The organism is Flavobacterium sp. 103 (assembly GCF_003096795.1).
Taxonomy (GTDB): domain Bacteria; phylum Bacteroidota; class Bacteroidia; order Flavobacteriales; family Flavobacteriaceae; genus Flavobacterium.
This window is the reverse complement of the sequence record NZ_QENX01000001.1, coordinates 19,049-33,155: the sequence shown is the minus strand read 5'-3', so window position 1 is coordinate 33,155 and position 14,107 is coordinate 19,049. Positions and strand designations below refer to the sequence as shown.

General features: G+C 34.1%; 12 protein-coding genes. All 12 read left to right on the top strand.

The genetic code is table 11. The annotated features are described in order from the left end of the window. Window positions 1-13 precede the first annotated feature (13 nt). The 12 genes from C8C85_RS00140 to C8C85_RS00085 all read left to right on the top strand — a co-directional run bounded on the left by C8C85_RS00140 (window position 14) and on the right by C8C85_RS00085 (window position 14,107). Window positions 14-496: an ABC transporter ATPase gene (locus tag C8C85_RS00140; protein WP_116795252.1), complete on the top strand. Its 483-nt coding sequence runs from the start codon at window positions 14-16 to the stop codon at window positions 494-496. A 143-nt stretch (window positions 497-639) separates the two neighbouring features. Next, window positions 640-1,137, top strand: a complete 498-nt coding sequence (locus C8C85_RS00135) for a phosphatase PAP2 family protein (protein WP_165818074.1) — start codon at window positions 640-642, stop codon at window positions 1,135-1,137. Window positions 1,138-1,201: 64 nt separating this feature from the next. After that, the gene (locus C8C85_RS00130) at window positions 1,202-2,227 is read left to right on the top strand and encodes a YncE family protein (protein WP_116795250.1); all 1,026 of its coding nucleotides are present in this window, start codon (window positions 1,202-1,204) and stop codon (window positions 2,225-2,227) included. A 99-nt stretch (window positions 2,228-2,326) separates the two neighbouring features. After that, entirely contained in the window at window positions 2,327-3,487 is a 1,161-nt protein-coding gene (locus tag C8C85_RS00125; RefSeq protein WP_165818073.1) for a TolC family protein, read from the top strand. 4 nt (window positions 3,488-3,491) lie between these two features. Further along, window positions 3,492-4,406, top strand: a complete 915-nt coding sequence (locus C8C85_RS00120; RefSeq protein ID WP_165818072.1) for an HlyD family efflux transporter periplasmic adaptor subunit — start codon at window positions 3,492-3,494, stop codon at window positions 4,404-4,406. Window positions 4,407-4,491: 85 nt separating this feature from the next. Beyond that, complete coding sequence (locus C8C85_RS00115) at window positions 4,492-7,545, top strand: efflux RND transporter permease subunit (protein ID WP_116795247.1); 3,054 nt, start codon at window positions 4,492-4,494, stop codon at window positions 7,543-7,545. 52 nt (window positions 7,546-7,597) lie between these two features. Further along, on the top strand, window positions 7,598-8,338 hold the full coding sequence (locus tag C8C85_RS00110) for a phosphatase PAP2 family protein (protein ID WP_116795246.1): 741 nt from the start codon (window positions 7,598-7,600) through the stop codon (window positions 8,336-8,338). A gap of 106 nt (window positions 8,339-8,444) precedes the next feature. After that, window positions 8,445-9,632 carry an MFS transporter gene (locus tag C8C85_RS00105; RefSeq protein ID WP_207786910.1) on the top strand — a complete coding sequence of 396 codons (1,188 nt, stop codon included), beginning with the start codon at window positions 8,445-8,447 and terminating at the stop codon, window positions 9,630-9,632. Window positions 9,633-9,712: 80 nt separating this feature from the next. After that, window positions 9,713-11,755 (top strand): heavy metal translocating P-type ATPase, encoded by a 2,043-nt coding sequence (locus C8C85_RS00100; RefSeq protein ID WP_116795245.1) that lies wholly within the window; start codon window positions 9,713-9,715, stop codon window positions 11,753-11,755. Between the two features lie 131 nt (window positions 11,756-11,886). Then, the gene (locus C8C85_RS00095; RefSeq protein ID WP_116795244.1) at window positions 11,887-12,255 is read left to right on the top strand and encodes a hypothetical protein; all 369 of its coding nucleotides are present in this window, start codon (window positions 11,887-11,889) and stop codon (window positions 12,253-12,255) included. Between the two features lie 223 nt (window positions 12,256-12,478). Beyond that, window positions 12,479-12,763: a heavy metal-binding domain-containing protein gene (locus C8C85_RS00090; RefSeq protein WP_116795243.1), complete on the top strand. Its 285-nt coding sequence runs from the start codon at window positions 12,479-12,481 to the stop codon at window positions 12,761-12,763. 54 nt (window positions 12,764-12,817) lie between these two features. Next, the gene (locus C8C85_RS00085) at window positions 12,818-14,107 is read left to right on the top strand and encodes an efflux RND transporter permease subunit (protein WP_116795242.1); all 1,290 of its coding nucleotides are present in this window, start codon (window positions 12,818-12,820) and stop codon (window positions 14,105-14,107) included.

The following is a 14,107-nucleotide window of genomic DNA, read 5'->3' as shown; positions in this document are numbered from 1 at the left end:
AAAATTACACAACATGTACGTTCCTTTTGAAAATTTACCCGAAGAATCTAGAATTTGGATTTATCAATCGAACAGAAAGTTCTCGGATGCCGAGTTTTCTGAAATTGAAACTGATTTGCAAGCTTTCCTTAACGAATGGGCGGCACACGGAACTAGCCTGGAGTCTTCGTATTTATTGAAATACAATCGTTTTATTATAATTGCCGTAAATCAGGATGTTCAAGCAGCTACAGGTTGTTCTATTGATTCTTCAGTTGAATTTATCCAAAGTTTGGAAAAAAAATACAATGTAGATTTATTAGATAAAATGAATGTAACCTTCAAACTAGGAGATCATATTGCACATAAGTCATTGATTGTTTTTAAGAAAATGGCGAAAGATAAAGCAGTTACCGAAAATACAATTGTCTTTAATAATTTGGTTAACAATATCGAAGAGTTCAATGAATCATGGGAAGTTCCCGCTATGGACAGCTGGCATAGCCGATTTTTTTAAACCAATTTTACAAAGTCAATATGTCTAAAATCCTTTCCCTTTTTGTATTCCTTTTTTGTTTTTCAATTTCAAATGCCCAAAATTCGGATATAGATCTTTTAAAGAAAATAAATTTAAATAGAAATACAAATCTCGAATCAACAATGATTGGGATTACAAATAGTGCCATGCCTGTTAGTATTGGAACTCCTATTGTTATCTATGCGGTTGGGCTAATCGAAAAAGACAGTCTCACAAAGAAAAAAGCCATATTTATAGGAGAAACTTTTGCCGCTTCAGCATTTGTTTCTTTGGCATTAAAAAGCATTGTTAAAAGGGACAGACCATATGTTACCTATCCAGAAATTGATAATGTTGTAGAAGAATCCAGTTATTCTTTTCCATCAGGTCATACTTCATCGGCTTTTGCGACAGCGACATCATTAAGTATGGCTTACCCAAAATGGTATGTTATTGCTCCGTCTTTCTTATGGGCTGGTGCAGTTGGTTATTCCCGTTTATATCTTGGCGTTCATTATCCAACCGATGTTTTGGCAGGTGCACTTGTGGGTAGTGGTTCTGCTTTTTTGTGTTATAAATTGAATAAATGGATTAATAAGAAAAAAAATAAACCCATTTTATTTGATGGACAGAAGCAATAAATTAAGCGAAATTTAATTTAATATCAAATTGGAATCCCGATATTTATACTCAAAAATCGGTCCAATGAAAAAAATACTTTCCATAGCACTTACCTTTTTATGTTTTATGACTTGTCTAAGTCAAGAGTATAAAGTTTCTAAAAAAATTAAAATTGCAGGTAATGAAGGTTGGGATTATCTTGCTGTTGACGAAGTAAATCAAAATTTGTTCGTTTCACACGGAAGTGTTGTTAATGTAGTGGATTTAAAATCGGACACAACTATTGCAACCATTAGTGATACCAAAGGTGTTCATGGAATTGCAATAGCAAATGATTTAAACAAAGCTTTTATCACTGACGGGAAGGATAATTCTGTTACAATTATTGATCTGAAAAGCCTCGAATTGATTGAAAAAGTTGCCATTGATGGTCAAAAGCCTGATGCTGTTTTGTACGATCAGTTTTCTCAAAAAGTATTTACCTATAATGCCAATTCTAAGGATGCAACTGTTCTTGATGCCATTACTAATAAAGTTGTAAAAACAATTCCATTGGGCGGAAAACCCGAATTTTCGGTTACTAATACCAAAGGCTTGATTTATGTCAACATTGAAGATAAAAACGAAATCAAAACAATCGATGTCACTAAATTGGAAGTAATTGGAACTTGGAGTATTGCACCTGGTGATGAACCATCAGGACTGGCCATTGATTTAGATTCCAATAGATTATTTTCGGTTTGTGGCAATAAACTGATGGTTGTTGTTGATGCTTCAAATGGAAAAGTTATCAAAACATTACCTATTGGAGATGGTTGTGATGGTGTTGCTTTTGATGCCAAAAAGAAACTTGTTTTTAGTTCCAACGGTGAAGGAACAATTACGGTTGTAAAAGAACAAAACGCAAATACCTTTTCGGTTCTGGAAACGGTAAAAACTCAAAAAGGAGCAAGAACCATTGTATTAAACAAAACTAGGGGGGATTTATATCTAACCACCGCTGATTTTGGTGCAAAACCCAAAGCAACTACCGAAAATCCTAACCCAAGAGCTTCTATTGTTTCCAATTCTTCTGTGGTTTTGGTTGTCGCGAGTAATAGCAAAAAATAATTTTATTTTATAAATCAGTTAATGAGATTCATCTTTTTTTTCATTCTTAGCTTTATTTGTCTACAGTCTTTTTCGCAAGAAAAAGATTTGCGATTTTATATGGAAAAGGCACAAAATAATTCGCCTTTACTCACTGATTTGTCCAATCAAATCAAGTCAAATCAAATTGACAGTTTGATTAATAGAGCCAATTACAAACCACTAGTTACTGGAAACCTCAATGCTAATTATGCGCCAGTTATTAATGGAATTGGTTATGATACCGCTATAACTAATGGACAATCCGTTTCAGGTTTGATTGGTATTAATCAAAAAATAGTCGGTAAGAAAATATCAGATTCACAGGCTGAAAGTTTCAAAATTCTAAAAGAGAGTTTGGTTTTAAACAAAAAAATAGCTCTCAAAGATTTGAGTAAAGTAATCGCCGACCAATATATCACGACATACGGAAGCGCCGAACAAATAGTGTATAATCAAAAAATGATAGCGCTATTGGGCAACGGTTTGAATACGCTGAAAAAATTAGCTCAAAATTCCATTTATAAACAAACCGATTATTTGATTTTTCTTTCCACATTAAAACAGCAGGAATTACAAGTTTTACAACTTAAGCAACAATATCAAAATAATTTGGGAATACTCAATTATTTGTCTGGTGAAACCGATACCACTTTTGTGAGTTTGGCAAAACCGGATATTAACTTAAAAACGATTTCAAGTCCTGAAAAAACAATCTTCTTAAAACAATTTGAAGTTGATAGTTTGAAAATTGTTAATCAAAGTAAGTTGATAGATAACGCTTATAAACCTACATTGGCCTTGCTTGGCGACGCGGGCTATTTGTCGAGTTTTGAGTATCTGCCGTATAAAAATTTTGGATTTAGTGTTGGATTAGGAATGTCAATTCCTATTTATGACGGAAATCAAAGATCATTGCAACATCAAAAAAATGAGCAGGCAGTGGCCACTAATTTGGCTTACAAAACCCATTTCAATAAGCAATACCAACAACAATTACTGATGCTTAATCAGAAATTGAAACAAACTGTGGATACAGGAAACCAATTACAATCTCAGCTTCAAATAACCGATGCGTTAATTGAAGCTGACAAAAAACTATTACTGTCAGGTGATGCCCAAATAACAGATTTTGTTATTGCAATTGGAAATGTTATCACGCTCAATAATTCGATTTCTCAAAACAAAATCAACAAATTGCTACTTATTAACGAAATCAATTATTGGATTTCTAATGACTAACATAATGAAAAAAACATTTTCTATAGGTTTGCTAATTACAGTTTTTTTTATTTCCTGTAAAGATAAATCCGAATCTGAAACCCCAACTGCTGTTCGAGTTCCGGTAACTTTAACTTCAATTGATACCACCGGTATACAAAGCTATATTGACCTGAATGCAACGGCTACTTATTTGGTAAAAAATAGCATTAAAGCCAACGCAACGGGCTATTTAAATTCTGTAAATGTGGCGACAAATGATTTTGTAGTCAATGGTAAGGAATTATTTTCGATAAAAACTCGAGAAGCCAAAGTCCTTGGAAATTCCGTAAATAAAATAGACCCAACTTTGGGTTTTGGTGGAGCGATCAAGGTGCTTTCGAACACCAACGGAACAGTAACGATGGTCAATGTGCAACAAGGCGATTATGTGCAGGACGGAGATGCCTTGGTTACCATCAATGATGCCAAAAGTTTTGTAATTGTTTTGAGTTTACCATACGATTTGAAGAAATATATTTCGGTCGGTCAACAATTAAATGTTTTTTTACCAGACAATTCAAAAAGAACTGCGACTGTAGAAAAATTTTCGCCTTCAGTTGACGCTACTTCCCAAACGCAAAATGTGATTTTAAAAATAAATGGCAAACAAGATATTCCAGAGAATTTAATCGTGAAAGTTCGGGTAAATAAAGCGACTAATTATAAAGGTATTTCAGTGCCAAAATTGGCCGTTTTAAGCGATGAAACCGAAACTGATTTTTGGATAATGAAAATGATAAACGCTGATACAGCAATCAAAATTCCGATAAAAAAAGGAATTCAAACAGAAGATAAAGTTGAAATTCTTTCTCCTGTTCTAACGGTAGAAGATCGAATTTTACTCACGGGTAATTACGGAGTAGGAGATACAATTAAGGTCAGAGTGATTAAGGATTAAATAAGTTTGCCATAGATTTAAATGATTTGACAGATTCTTAAAAATCCTTTAAAATTTTTTAATCTGTAGCTAAAAAAAATAAAAAATGAACAACTTTTTTGTAAGACACAAAAACGGATTAAGCACCATTATTTTCCTGATTATTTTGGGTGGTTTTTTTGCGTATTCCAAAATGCAAACCAGTTTGTTTCCAGAAATTACTTTTCCCAAAATAAAAATCATTGCCGATGCAGGACAGCAACCCATAGACAAAATGATGATTACGGTTACTAAACCGCTAGAAACCGCTATCAAAAAAGTACAAGATTTAAAGACCGTTCGCAGTACCACCAGTCGCGGAAGTTGTGAAATTTCAGCTTTTATGGATTGGAATGCAGATATAGATTTGAGTAAAACCCGTATTGAAGAGCAAATTAGCCAAATCCAAAATAACCTTCCGCCAGATACTCAAATTACGGTTGAAAAAATGAATCCGTCAATCCTTCCAGTAATTGGTTACGCGATTGAAGGCAAAGGAATGTCTCCCATTGAGTTAAAGAAGATTGCCAATTTCACTATCAAACCCTTTCTTTCCCAAATTGATGGTGTTTCTGAAATTAGAATCATCGGTGGAAAAGAAAAAGAGTATTGGCTGTCGTTGGATTTTGAAAAAATGAGAGCACTTGGCATTTCGCCAAATAGTATTTCACAAATTTTAAGCCAAACCAATTTTATTAAATCCAATGGTTATCTATCGGATTATCGGTATTTGTATTTAACCATCACCGATGCACAAGTAGATAAAAAAGAAGAGTTGGAAAACCTTGTCATTCTTAATAATGGCAAAGGAATTATTACACTAAAAGATATTTCTACAGTCGAAATAAAGGAGGCCAAAGAATATATAAAAGTTAATGCCAATGGTAAAGAAAGCATTTTAGTTGCCGTCATTAAACAACCTAATGCTAATTTGATTACGCTTTCGAGTAATATGAATGCAAAGTTAGAATCTTTAAAAAAGATTCTGCCAAATGGGATAAAAATCAAACCTTTTTATGAACAGGCTACTTTTGTAAATGATGCGGTCAAAAGTGTAACCGATAGTTTGTTATTAGGCTTGTTGTTGGCTATCATTGTAGCAGTTTTGTTTTTGAAATCGGTTAAGGCCAGTGCTACCATTTTAATCGTCATACCCGTAACTTTAGGTTTAACCTTAATTGTATTATACCTCACCGGAAATAGTTTTAATATTATGACTTTGGGAGCCATTGCTGCTGCTTTGGGATTAATAATAGACGATGCGATTGTGGTTGTTGAGCAAATTCACAGAACACACGAAGAACACCCTGAGGAGCCTACAGTGAATCTTTTGCAAAAAGCTATTCACTACTTATTCCCAGCAATGGTCGGTTCATCGATTAGTACTATTGTAATTTTTATCCCTTTTGTATTAATGAGTGGTGTTGCGGGTTCCTATTTTAAAGTACTGACCGATACAATGATCATCACCTTGATTTGTTCTTTTTTTGTTACTTGGTTATTGCTTCCGGTGGTTTATTTGTTGCTTACAAAAAATGAAAATTCAGCCAGCGGAATTCAAAAAAAAATCCAGAGTCACGAGGTTAAAACACAAAATTGGGTAGCTTATTTTATTTCAAAACCCATTATCAGCATTGCTTTTTGTATAGTTTTGGTTCTTTCCATTTTTATTATTTTGCCAAACTTGGAGACTGGCTTTTTACCAGAAATGGATGAAGGAAGTATCATTTTGGATTACGAAAGTCCTCCAGGAACTTCGCTCGAAGAAACGGACAGAATGCTAAATGAAGTGGAGAAAATTATTATAAAAATACCTGAAGTTGAAGCCTACAGTCGTAGAACGGGAACGCAAATGGGTTTTTTTATCACTGAGCCCAATCGTGGCGATTATTTGATTCAATTAAAGAAAAACAGAAGCAAAAGCAGTAATGACGTAATTGACGAAATTAGAGCCAAAGTTGAGGCGACACAGCCGGCGTTGCGTATTGATTTTGGTCAGGTTATTGGAGATATGTTAGGCGATTTAATGAGTTCTGTTTCTCCAATTGAAGTCAAAATATATGGAAGCAATCAAACTGAATTACAAAGAATTGCCAAAGAAGTTAGTGGAATTGTTGAAAATGTAAAAGGAACCGCAGACGTATTTAATGGCATTGTTTTGGCAGGGCCAGAAATAACGATTCAGCCCAATTATGCGCAATTGGCACAATATGGAATCACCCCAACTGACTTGCAATTTCAAATGCAAACTGCTTTAGAGGGAAATGTGGTAGGTAGTTTATTAGAAAATGAAAAGCAAACGTCTATTCGATTGATTTATTCCAATGGACAAAAGCGCAGTTTGGAAGATATTAAACAACTCAAGATATTCCTACCCAACGGACAAGCTATTCCAATTTCAAGTTTAGTTACAATTTCGGTACAAAAAGGAATTGCTGAAATTGAACGCGAAAATCTTCAAATGATGAATGTAGTTACCGGACGATTGGACAATCGGGATTTGGGAAGCGTAATGCAAGAAATTCAAACGAAAGTTACTGATAAAATTCATTTGCCAAGCGGCTATTATATTGAATATGGGGGAGCCTACAAGGATCAACAGCAATCATTTGAGGAATTATTGATGATTTTGATTGCATCTTCATTATTGGTTTTTGGAGTTATTTTGTTTCTTTTTAGAGATTTCAGAATTGCATTTGTCTTACTTTTAATTTCCGTTTTAGGTATTGCGGGAAGTTATATTTTGCTTTTTATAACAGAGACTCCTTTAAATGTTGGCAGTTACACGGGAATCATTATGATAGTGGGTATTATTGCAGAAAATGCGATTTTCACTTTTCTTCAATTTCGAGAAACTTTCAAATTGACCCGAAACGTAAACGAATCCATAGTCTATTCTATTTCAACACGATTACGGCCAAAATTAATGACTGCTTTAGGTGCTATAATTGCACTTTTGCCTTTGGCTATCGGAATTGGAACGGGTTCAGAATTACACCAACCTTTAGCGATAGCAGTGATTGGCGGATTTATTATTGCAATGCCTTTGTTATTGATTGTTCTGCCGAGTTTGTTGGCTCAAGTATATAAAAACGAAAAACATTTTAAGCATTTTATGTAGTTTTTTGAATGCTCAATCAGTGCATAATTATTAAAATTAACCTTCTTAAATTATGCGAATAAAAGCATCTCTTTTAGCAATGGTATTATTATCCTTTACAATAACTGTTAAAGCGCAAAACGATACTATCAATATAAAATCAAAGCAAAAAAACAGTTTTCTGAAAATGAGTATTGTGCCGATTGCCCTGATTGCTGGTGGAAGTTTGATAAGTAGTAGTAACTTCGAGAAGTCTTTTCAAGAAGGTGTCAGAAATGCTGTTGGGGATGATTTTAGCACAACGGCAGACAATTACACTCGGTATGTGCCAATAGTAGAACTTTACGCTGCTGATGTAATGGGAGTAAAAGCAAAAAATCATTGGTTTGACCAAACTAAAAATTTGACTTTATCAATAGTTATTACTGATTTTATTACATTCAAATTAAAAACTCATATTTATAAAATTCGGCCAAATGGTTCTCCAGATGGTCAGTCTTTTCCCTCTGCACATACTTCTTCGGCTTTTACCAATGCTACTGTTTTGTTTGAAGAATTCAAAGACACTAGCCCTTTGTTAGCTTATAGTGGTTATGGTTTTGCAACGACTACAGGTGCTTTGAGGATAATGAATGATGCGCATTGGCTATCGGATGTTTTGGTGGGTGCAGGAATTGGTATTTTAGTATCAAAAGTGGTTTATTATTTTGACCCAATCATTAAATGGAACCCTTTTGAAAAAACAAAAAATGTTACCCTTATTCCTGAAATTGATAATCATCAATATGGATTTTATATGTGTTTAAAAATTTGAGAGTGTTTTATAATATGCTTTAATTTATTATTTTAATAAAGAAAAGGCAATTGGATGAAAAAGAGATTTAAAGACTATTTTTGTTAAGCATACTAAGCGTACAGCAATGAAAATAATCAGGCATATTTCTAGAACGGTTTGGATACTCTCTTTAATCAGTTTGTTTACTGATACTGCTAGTGAAATGTTGTATCCCATAATGCCTATTTATTTAAAAACAATAGGGTTTTCAATTGTTTTAATAGGGGCTTTAGAAGGTTTTGCAGAAGCTTTAGCAGGTTTAAGTAAAGGTTATTTTGGGAAATTATCGGATAATTCAGGGAAACGCGTTCCTTTTGTACAACTGGGATATGCACTAAGTTCGATTTCAAAACCAATGATGGCTATTTTTTCATTTCCAATATGGATTTTCTTCTCGCGGGCAATGGATCGATTCGGAAAAGGGATTCGTACTGGTGCGAGAGATGCGATTCTATCTGACGAAGCAACTACCGAAACTAAGGGGAAGATATTTGGATTTCATCGCTCTATGGATACTTTTGGTGCGGTTTTGGGACCATCTTTGGCATTATTGTATCTTTATTTTTATCCACAGCAATACAAAACACTTTTTTATATTGCTTTTGTTCCTGGTTTATTAGCAATAGCGGCTTCTTTTTTTTTGAAAGATAAAAACAAAAAGAGTTTACCAGAAGTAAAGGCAACGTCTTTTTTTTCATTTCTAAAGTACTGGAAAACGAGTCCGTTGCAATATCGTAAAATTGTGGTTGGGCTTTTGGCTTTCGCGATATTTAATAGTTCGGATGTTTTTTTATTGCTAAAGGCCAAGCAAGCGGGTTTAAATGATACGTCGGTTATAGGAGTTTACATTTTCTATAATTTAGTCTATGCTCTTTGCGCTTTTCCATTAGGTTTTTACGCTGATAAAATAGGGCTCAAGAAAATGTTTGTTTTTGGACTTTTGTTATTTTCGATAGTATATTTCGGAATGGCGCTTAGTACCAATATTTACATTATTGCTTCATTGTTTTTAATTTATGGAATATACGCGGCGGCAACCGAAGGTATTTCAAAAGCCTGGATTAGTAACGTTTCCGATAAAAAAGATACAGCAACAGCAATTGGAACATATTCAGCGTTTCAAAGTATTTGCGCTATGATTGCCAGTTCGTTGGCGGGATTTATTTGGTATGAATTTGATGCAAATACAACCTTTTTGGTTACAGCTATAGCAACAGTATTCGTCATTGCTTATTTCTTGTTTTTTATCGAATACAAAAAAAGAATTATATAAAATCAACAGATTGTTTAATCACGATCGCAAATAGGGAATAGCGGTGCTATGTTCCTATAAAAAACAAATATTATCTGCATATGAAACAAATGGAAAAACAAGATATAAACGGCAAAGAGTCGCGTTGTACCATTAAAGAAAAAGGTAGCACAAAAAATAACAATTCAAATTCAAGCTGTTGTACGACTGATAGTGGATCGGAAAATCATAGTGAAGATAATGGTCACAATCACGATCACGATCATGATCATTCACACGGAGATGGGAGCTATTTTCAAATGTTCTTTCCATCTGTAATTTCTTTTTGCTTATTGCTGATTGGAATTGTTTTCGATAATTATTTTCCTCAAACTTGGTTCACATATTGGGTTCGAATAGGCTGGTATATTGTTGCTTACATTCCGGTTGGTTTACCCGTTTTAAAAGAAACTTTTGAGAGTATTAAAAAAGGGCAATTTTTTTCAGAATTTTCATTAATGGTAATTGCAACTATAGGCGCATTTGCCATCGGACAATTTCCCGAAGGAGTTGCCGTAATGTTATTTTACGGTATTGGTGAGAATTTGCAAGGACTAGCAGTGAAAAGGGCTAAGTCCAATATCAAATTATTATTAGATCAAAGACCTGACTTTGCAACTGTTTTAGAAGGGGATAAAACTATTTCAATCAAAGCATCCGAAATTGGTATTGGTGCAATTATTCAATTAAAACCAGGAGAAAAATTAGCTTTAGATGGAAAATTACTTTCTAAAAGTGCTACTTTCAATACTGCAGCTTTAACTGGTGAAAGTAAGCCTGCTAGTAAGAGAAAAAATGATATTGTTTTGGCTGGTATGATTAACTTGAACACCGTTGTTGAAATTGAAGTCACGACTGCTTATACCGACAGTAAACTCTCTAAAATCTTGGAAATGGTGCAAGAGGCAACTGCCAAAAAAGCACCAACCGAATTGTTTATTAGGAAGTTTGCTAACCTATATACACCAATCGTAGTTTATTTGGCACTAGCAATTTGTTTGGTACCTATGTTTTTTGTTGCCCATTATGTGTTCAGTGATTGGCTGTATCGAGCTTTGGTTTTCTTGGTAATTTCTTGTCCTTGTGCTTTGGTGATTTCTATTCCGTTAGGGTATTTTGGAGGAATTGGAGCCGCGAGCAAAAATGGAATTCTATTCAAAGGGTCCAATTTTCTGGATATAATGGCAGCCATTCAAGTAGTTGTTTTGGATAAAACAGGAACGTTGACCAAAGGCGTATTTACAGTTCAAAAAGTGGTGGCTGTAGGCATTTCAGAACAAGATTTGGTTCAATATACAGCCGCATTAGAATCAAAATCTACACATCCTGTAGGAACAGCAATTGTGGAATATGCAAAAGGATTAGATAAAAAAATAAATATTACTGAAGTTCAAGAAATTGCAGGGCATGGACTTAAAGGGAAAATAGATGATATCGAAATAATAGTTGGAAATGTAAATTTAATGAAGAAGTTCAATATAAATTATGATTTGGAACTGGATAATTCAGCTTTTACTATTATAGTTGTTGCGATTAATAAGGTTTATTCCGGTTACTTTTTGATTGCAGATGAGATTAAGGAAGATGCGAAAGCTACTATTGAAAGTTTGCATAAAATAAATGTCAAAACTATTATGCTTTCTGGTGATAAACAAGCTGTTGTTGATGCAGTTGCAAAAGAACTGAATATCGAATTGGCTTTTGGAGATTTATTGCCAGAAAATAAGGCTGAACATGTAGAAGCATTAAAATCACAAAATTTAAAAGTAGCATTCGTTGGTGATGGAGTAAATGATGCGCCCGTAATTGCACTCGCCGATGCCGGAATTGCAATGGGGGGTTTAGGAAGTGATGCTACCATTGAAACTGCCGATATTGTTATTCAAAACGACCAGCCTTCAAAAATTTATACCGCAATAAACATTGGAAAACAAACCAAAAAAATAGTTTGGCAAAATATAACCATGGCTTTTGTGGTAAAAGCCGTTGTTTTAGTACTAGGAGCAGGAGGATTGGCTACAATGTGGGAGGCAGTTTTTGCAGATGTAGGAGTCGCTTTATTGGCTATTTTGAATGCCGTTCGGATTCAGAGAATGAAATTTTAGATTAAATTCAAAAAAGGTGTTTGTAATTCATAAACATCCTTTTTGATTTATCTGTATTACGTTTTTAACACCTTATTAGGAATCAATCAAAATAAATTAATTAAATTTGAATTGAAATTAAGAAAATAAAAATGAATAAATTTCACATTTTAGTACTAATATTGTTTGGCATCTTACTGACGCCAGTTGATGTTTTTGCGTGTGAAATGAATTCTGCAAATCATTCTTCCAGAAAAGAGATTTCTTCCAAAATGTGTAATGACGATTGTTGTAAAAAAGACAGTCATTCAAAAAGCAAAAATCACGAAGGTTGTGATGGCAAATGCAATCATTCTAAATGTGGTTGTGCTTCTTCCTGCAATACATCTGTTTCGATTGCTGAATGGAATAGTACTTCAAATCGTTTTAATTTCTCTTCAGGAAAACAAAATTTTTGCAACTATGAAACCAAAATTTCTTCTGGTTTCAATTCTTTATGGCTTATACCAAAAATAAGCTAAATCAAATTTTGACAGCCATAAATGTGTCAAATCGAAAGCAATGTTTGCTTTAAAAATCAATTCTATTTTCGGTTAATTGAATTATTAAATCATAGTTTTTGCTATTGTTTTATTATTCTATGGCCTATTCAGTTCAATATTATTTAAACTAAAAACAAAACGGAAATTCACTAAATCGAATCTTTCGATGATGTCAATTCTCTGTTTCCTAAAATTTATAAAAATGAAAAATATAATCCTTTTAGCTGTAATTATTGCATTTACATTGGTTTCTTGTAACCAAAAAAACAAAGACAGTGAAACGACAAATGCTCCAGTGACGGAACAAGATACAACAACAACAACAACAACAACAACAACAACAACAGTAAAAGATGGTACTGAGGTGGTGAAAGACTCCACATCAATTGATAAAGTGTATGCTTGTCCGATGCATCCGGAAGCTAAAGGCAAACTAAATGATAAATGTCCAAAATGTGGAATGAAATTGAATGTAGAAGTGAAATAATTCATTTCCCTTTCGGATTATTAATTCTGAAAGGGAAATTTTATCCAAAATAGTATGGTAGAAAAATTAATATCATTTTCATTAAAAAACCGATTTGTTGTCTTACTCGTTTCGGCCTGTTTATTTGCATGGGGTGTTTATAGTGTGCAACAAAATCCCATAGATGCTATTCCCGATCTATCCGAAAATCAAGTAATTGTATTTACGGAGTGGATGGGAATAAGTCCACAGGTTATCGAATCACAAGTAACGTATCCTTTGGTTTCGAATCTTCAGGGAATCCCAAAAGTCAAGAATATTCGTGGTGCTTCTATGTTTGGAATGAGCTTCGTATATATTGTTTTTGAGGACAATGTTGATATTTACTGGGCAAGAACAAGGGTTTTGGAACGACTCAATTATGCCCAACGATTATTGCCTCAAAATGTGGTTCCTACCCTTGGACCAGATGGTACGGGGGTTGGTCATGTTTTTTGGTATCATCTAGATGCAAATGGAATGGACTTAGGGGAGCAAAGAGCCTTGCAAGATTGGTATGTGAAATTTGCCTTGCAAACAGTTCCCGGAGTTGCTGAAGTAGCTTCTTTTGGAGGTTTTGAAAAACAATATCAATTGGTTTTAGATCCTTTGAAAATGCAATATTACAAAGTCAGTATGATGGAAGTGATGAATGCCGTCAAAGCTAATAATAATGATGTGGGAGGACGGAAGTTCGAAATGAGTGATATGTCATACATCATAAGAGGTTTAGGTTATATAAAGAACATAAAAGACGTAGAAGAAATTGCTATCAAAAATTACAATTCTATTCCAGTGCGGGTAAAAGATATTGGTTCGATCCAAATGGGAGGAGATTTGCGTTTGGGTATTTTTGATGAAAATGGCACAGGAGAAGTCGTCGGTGGTATTGTAGTGATGCGATACGGAGAAAATGCAGACAAAGTGATAAAAGCGGTCAAATTGAAAATGAAAGAAGTGGAGAAAGGATTGCCCGAGGGGGTAACTTTTAAGACCTCTTACGACAGAAGCGAATTGATTGAGAAAGCAATCGAATCCGTTAAAGGAACATTATTCGAAGAAATGATTGCCGTTTCAATAGTGGTATTGCTTTTTCTTTTTCATTGGAAAAGTGCTTTAATTATCTTGATTCAAATACCTATATCTGTTGCAGTTGCCTTTATTTTTCTTCAAGCTTTTGGAATATCTTCGAATATCATGTCTCTTACGGGAATTGCTTTGGCGATAGGTGTTTTGGTTGATGACGGAATTGTAATGGTCGAGAACGCATACAGGACAATTTCGGAGAAACAGGAAGAAATGGATAATAACCAAAATGCAATTTAA

Excerpts from the sequence above, each read along its gene's own strand:
- C8C85_RS00100 (WP_116795245.1), top strand. The coding sequence starts at position 9,713 with ATGAAACAAATGGAAAAACAAGATATAAACGGCAAAGAGTCGCGTTGT.
- C8C85_RS00115 (WP_116795247.1), top strand. The coding sequence starts at position 4,492 with ATGAACAACTTTTTTGTAAGACACAAAAACGGATTAAGCACCATTATT.
- C8C85_RS00105 (WP_207786910.1), top strand. The coding sequence starts at position 8,445 with ATGAAAATAATCAGGCATATTTCTAGAACGGTTTGGATACTCTCTTTA.
- C8C85_RS00125 (WP_165818073.1), top strand. The coding sequence starts at position 2,327 with ATGGAAAAGGCACAAAATAATTCGCCTTTACTCACTGATTTGTCCAAT.
- C8C85_RS00090 (WP_116795243.1), top strand. The coding sequence starts at position 12,479 with ATGAAAAATATAATCCTTTTAGCTGTAATTATTGCATTTACATTGGTT.
- C8C85_RS00120 (WP_165818072.1), top strand. The coding sequence starts at position 3,492 with ATGAAAAAAACATTTTCTATAGGTTTGCTAATTACAGTTTTTTTTATT.
- C8C85_RS00085 (WP_116795242.1), top strand. The coding sequence starts at position 12,818 with ATGGTAGAAAAATTAATATCATTTTCATTAAAAAACCGATTTGTTGTC.
- C8C85_RS00110 (WP_116795246.1), top strand. The coding sequence starts at position 7,598 with ATGCGAATAAAAGCATCTCTTTTAGCAATGGTATTATTATCCTTTACA.
- C8C85_RS00130 (WP_116795250.1), top strand. The coding sequence starts at position 1,202 with ATGAAAAAAATACTTTCCATAGCACTTACCTTTTTATGTTTTATGACT.
- C8C85_RS00095 (WP_116795244.1), top strand. The coding sequence starts at position 11,887 with ATGAATAAATTTCACATTTTAGTACTAATATTGTTTGGCATCTTACTG.
- C8C85_RS00135 (WP_165818074.1), top strand. The coding sequence starts at position 640 with ATGATTGGGATTACAAATAGTGCCATGCCTGTTAGTATTGGAACTCCT.
- C8C85_RS00140 (WP_116795252.1), top strand. The coding sequence starts at position 14 with ATGTACGTTCCTTTTGAAAATTTACCCGAAGAATCTAGAATTTGGATT.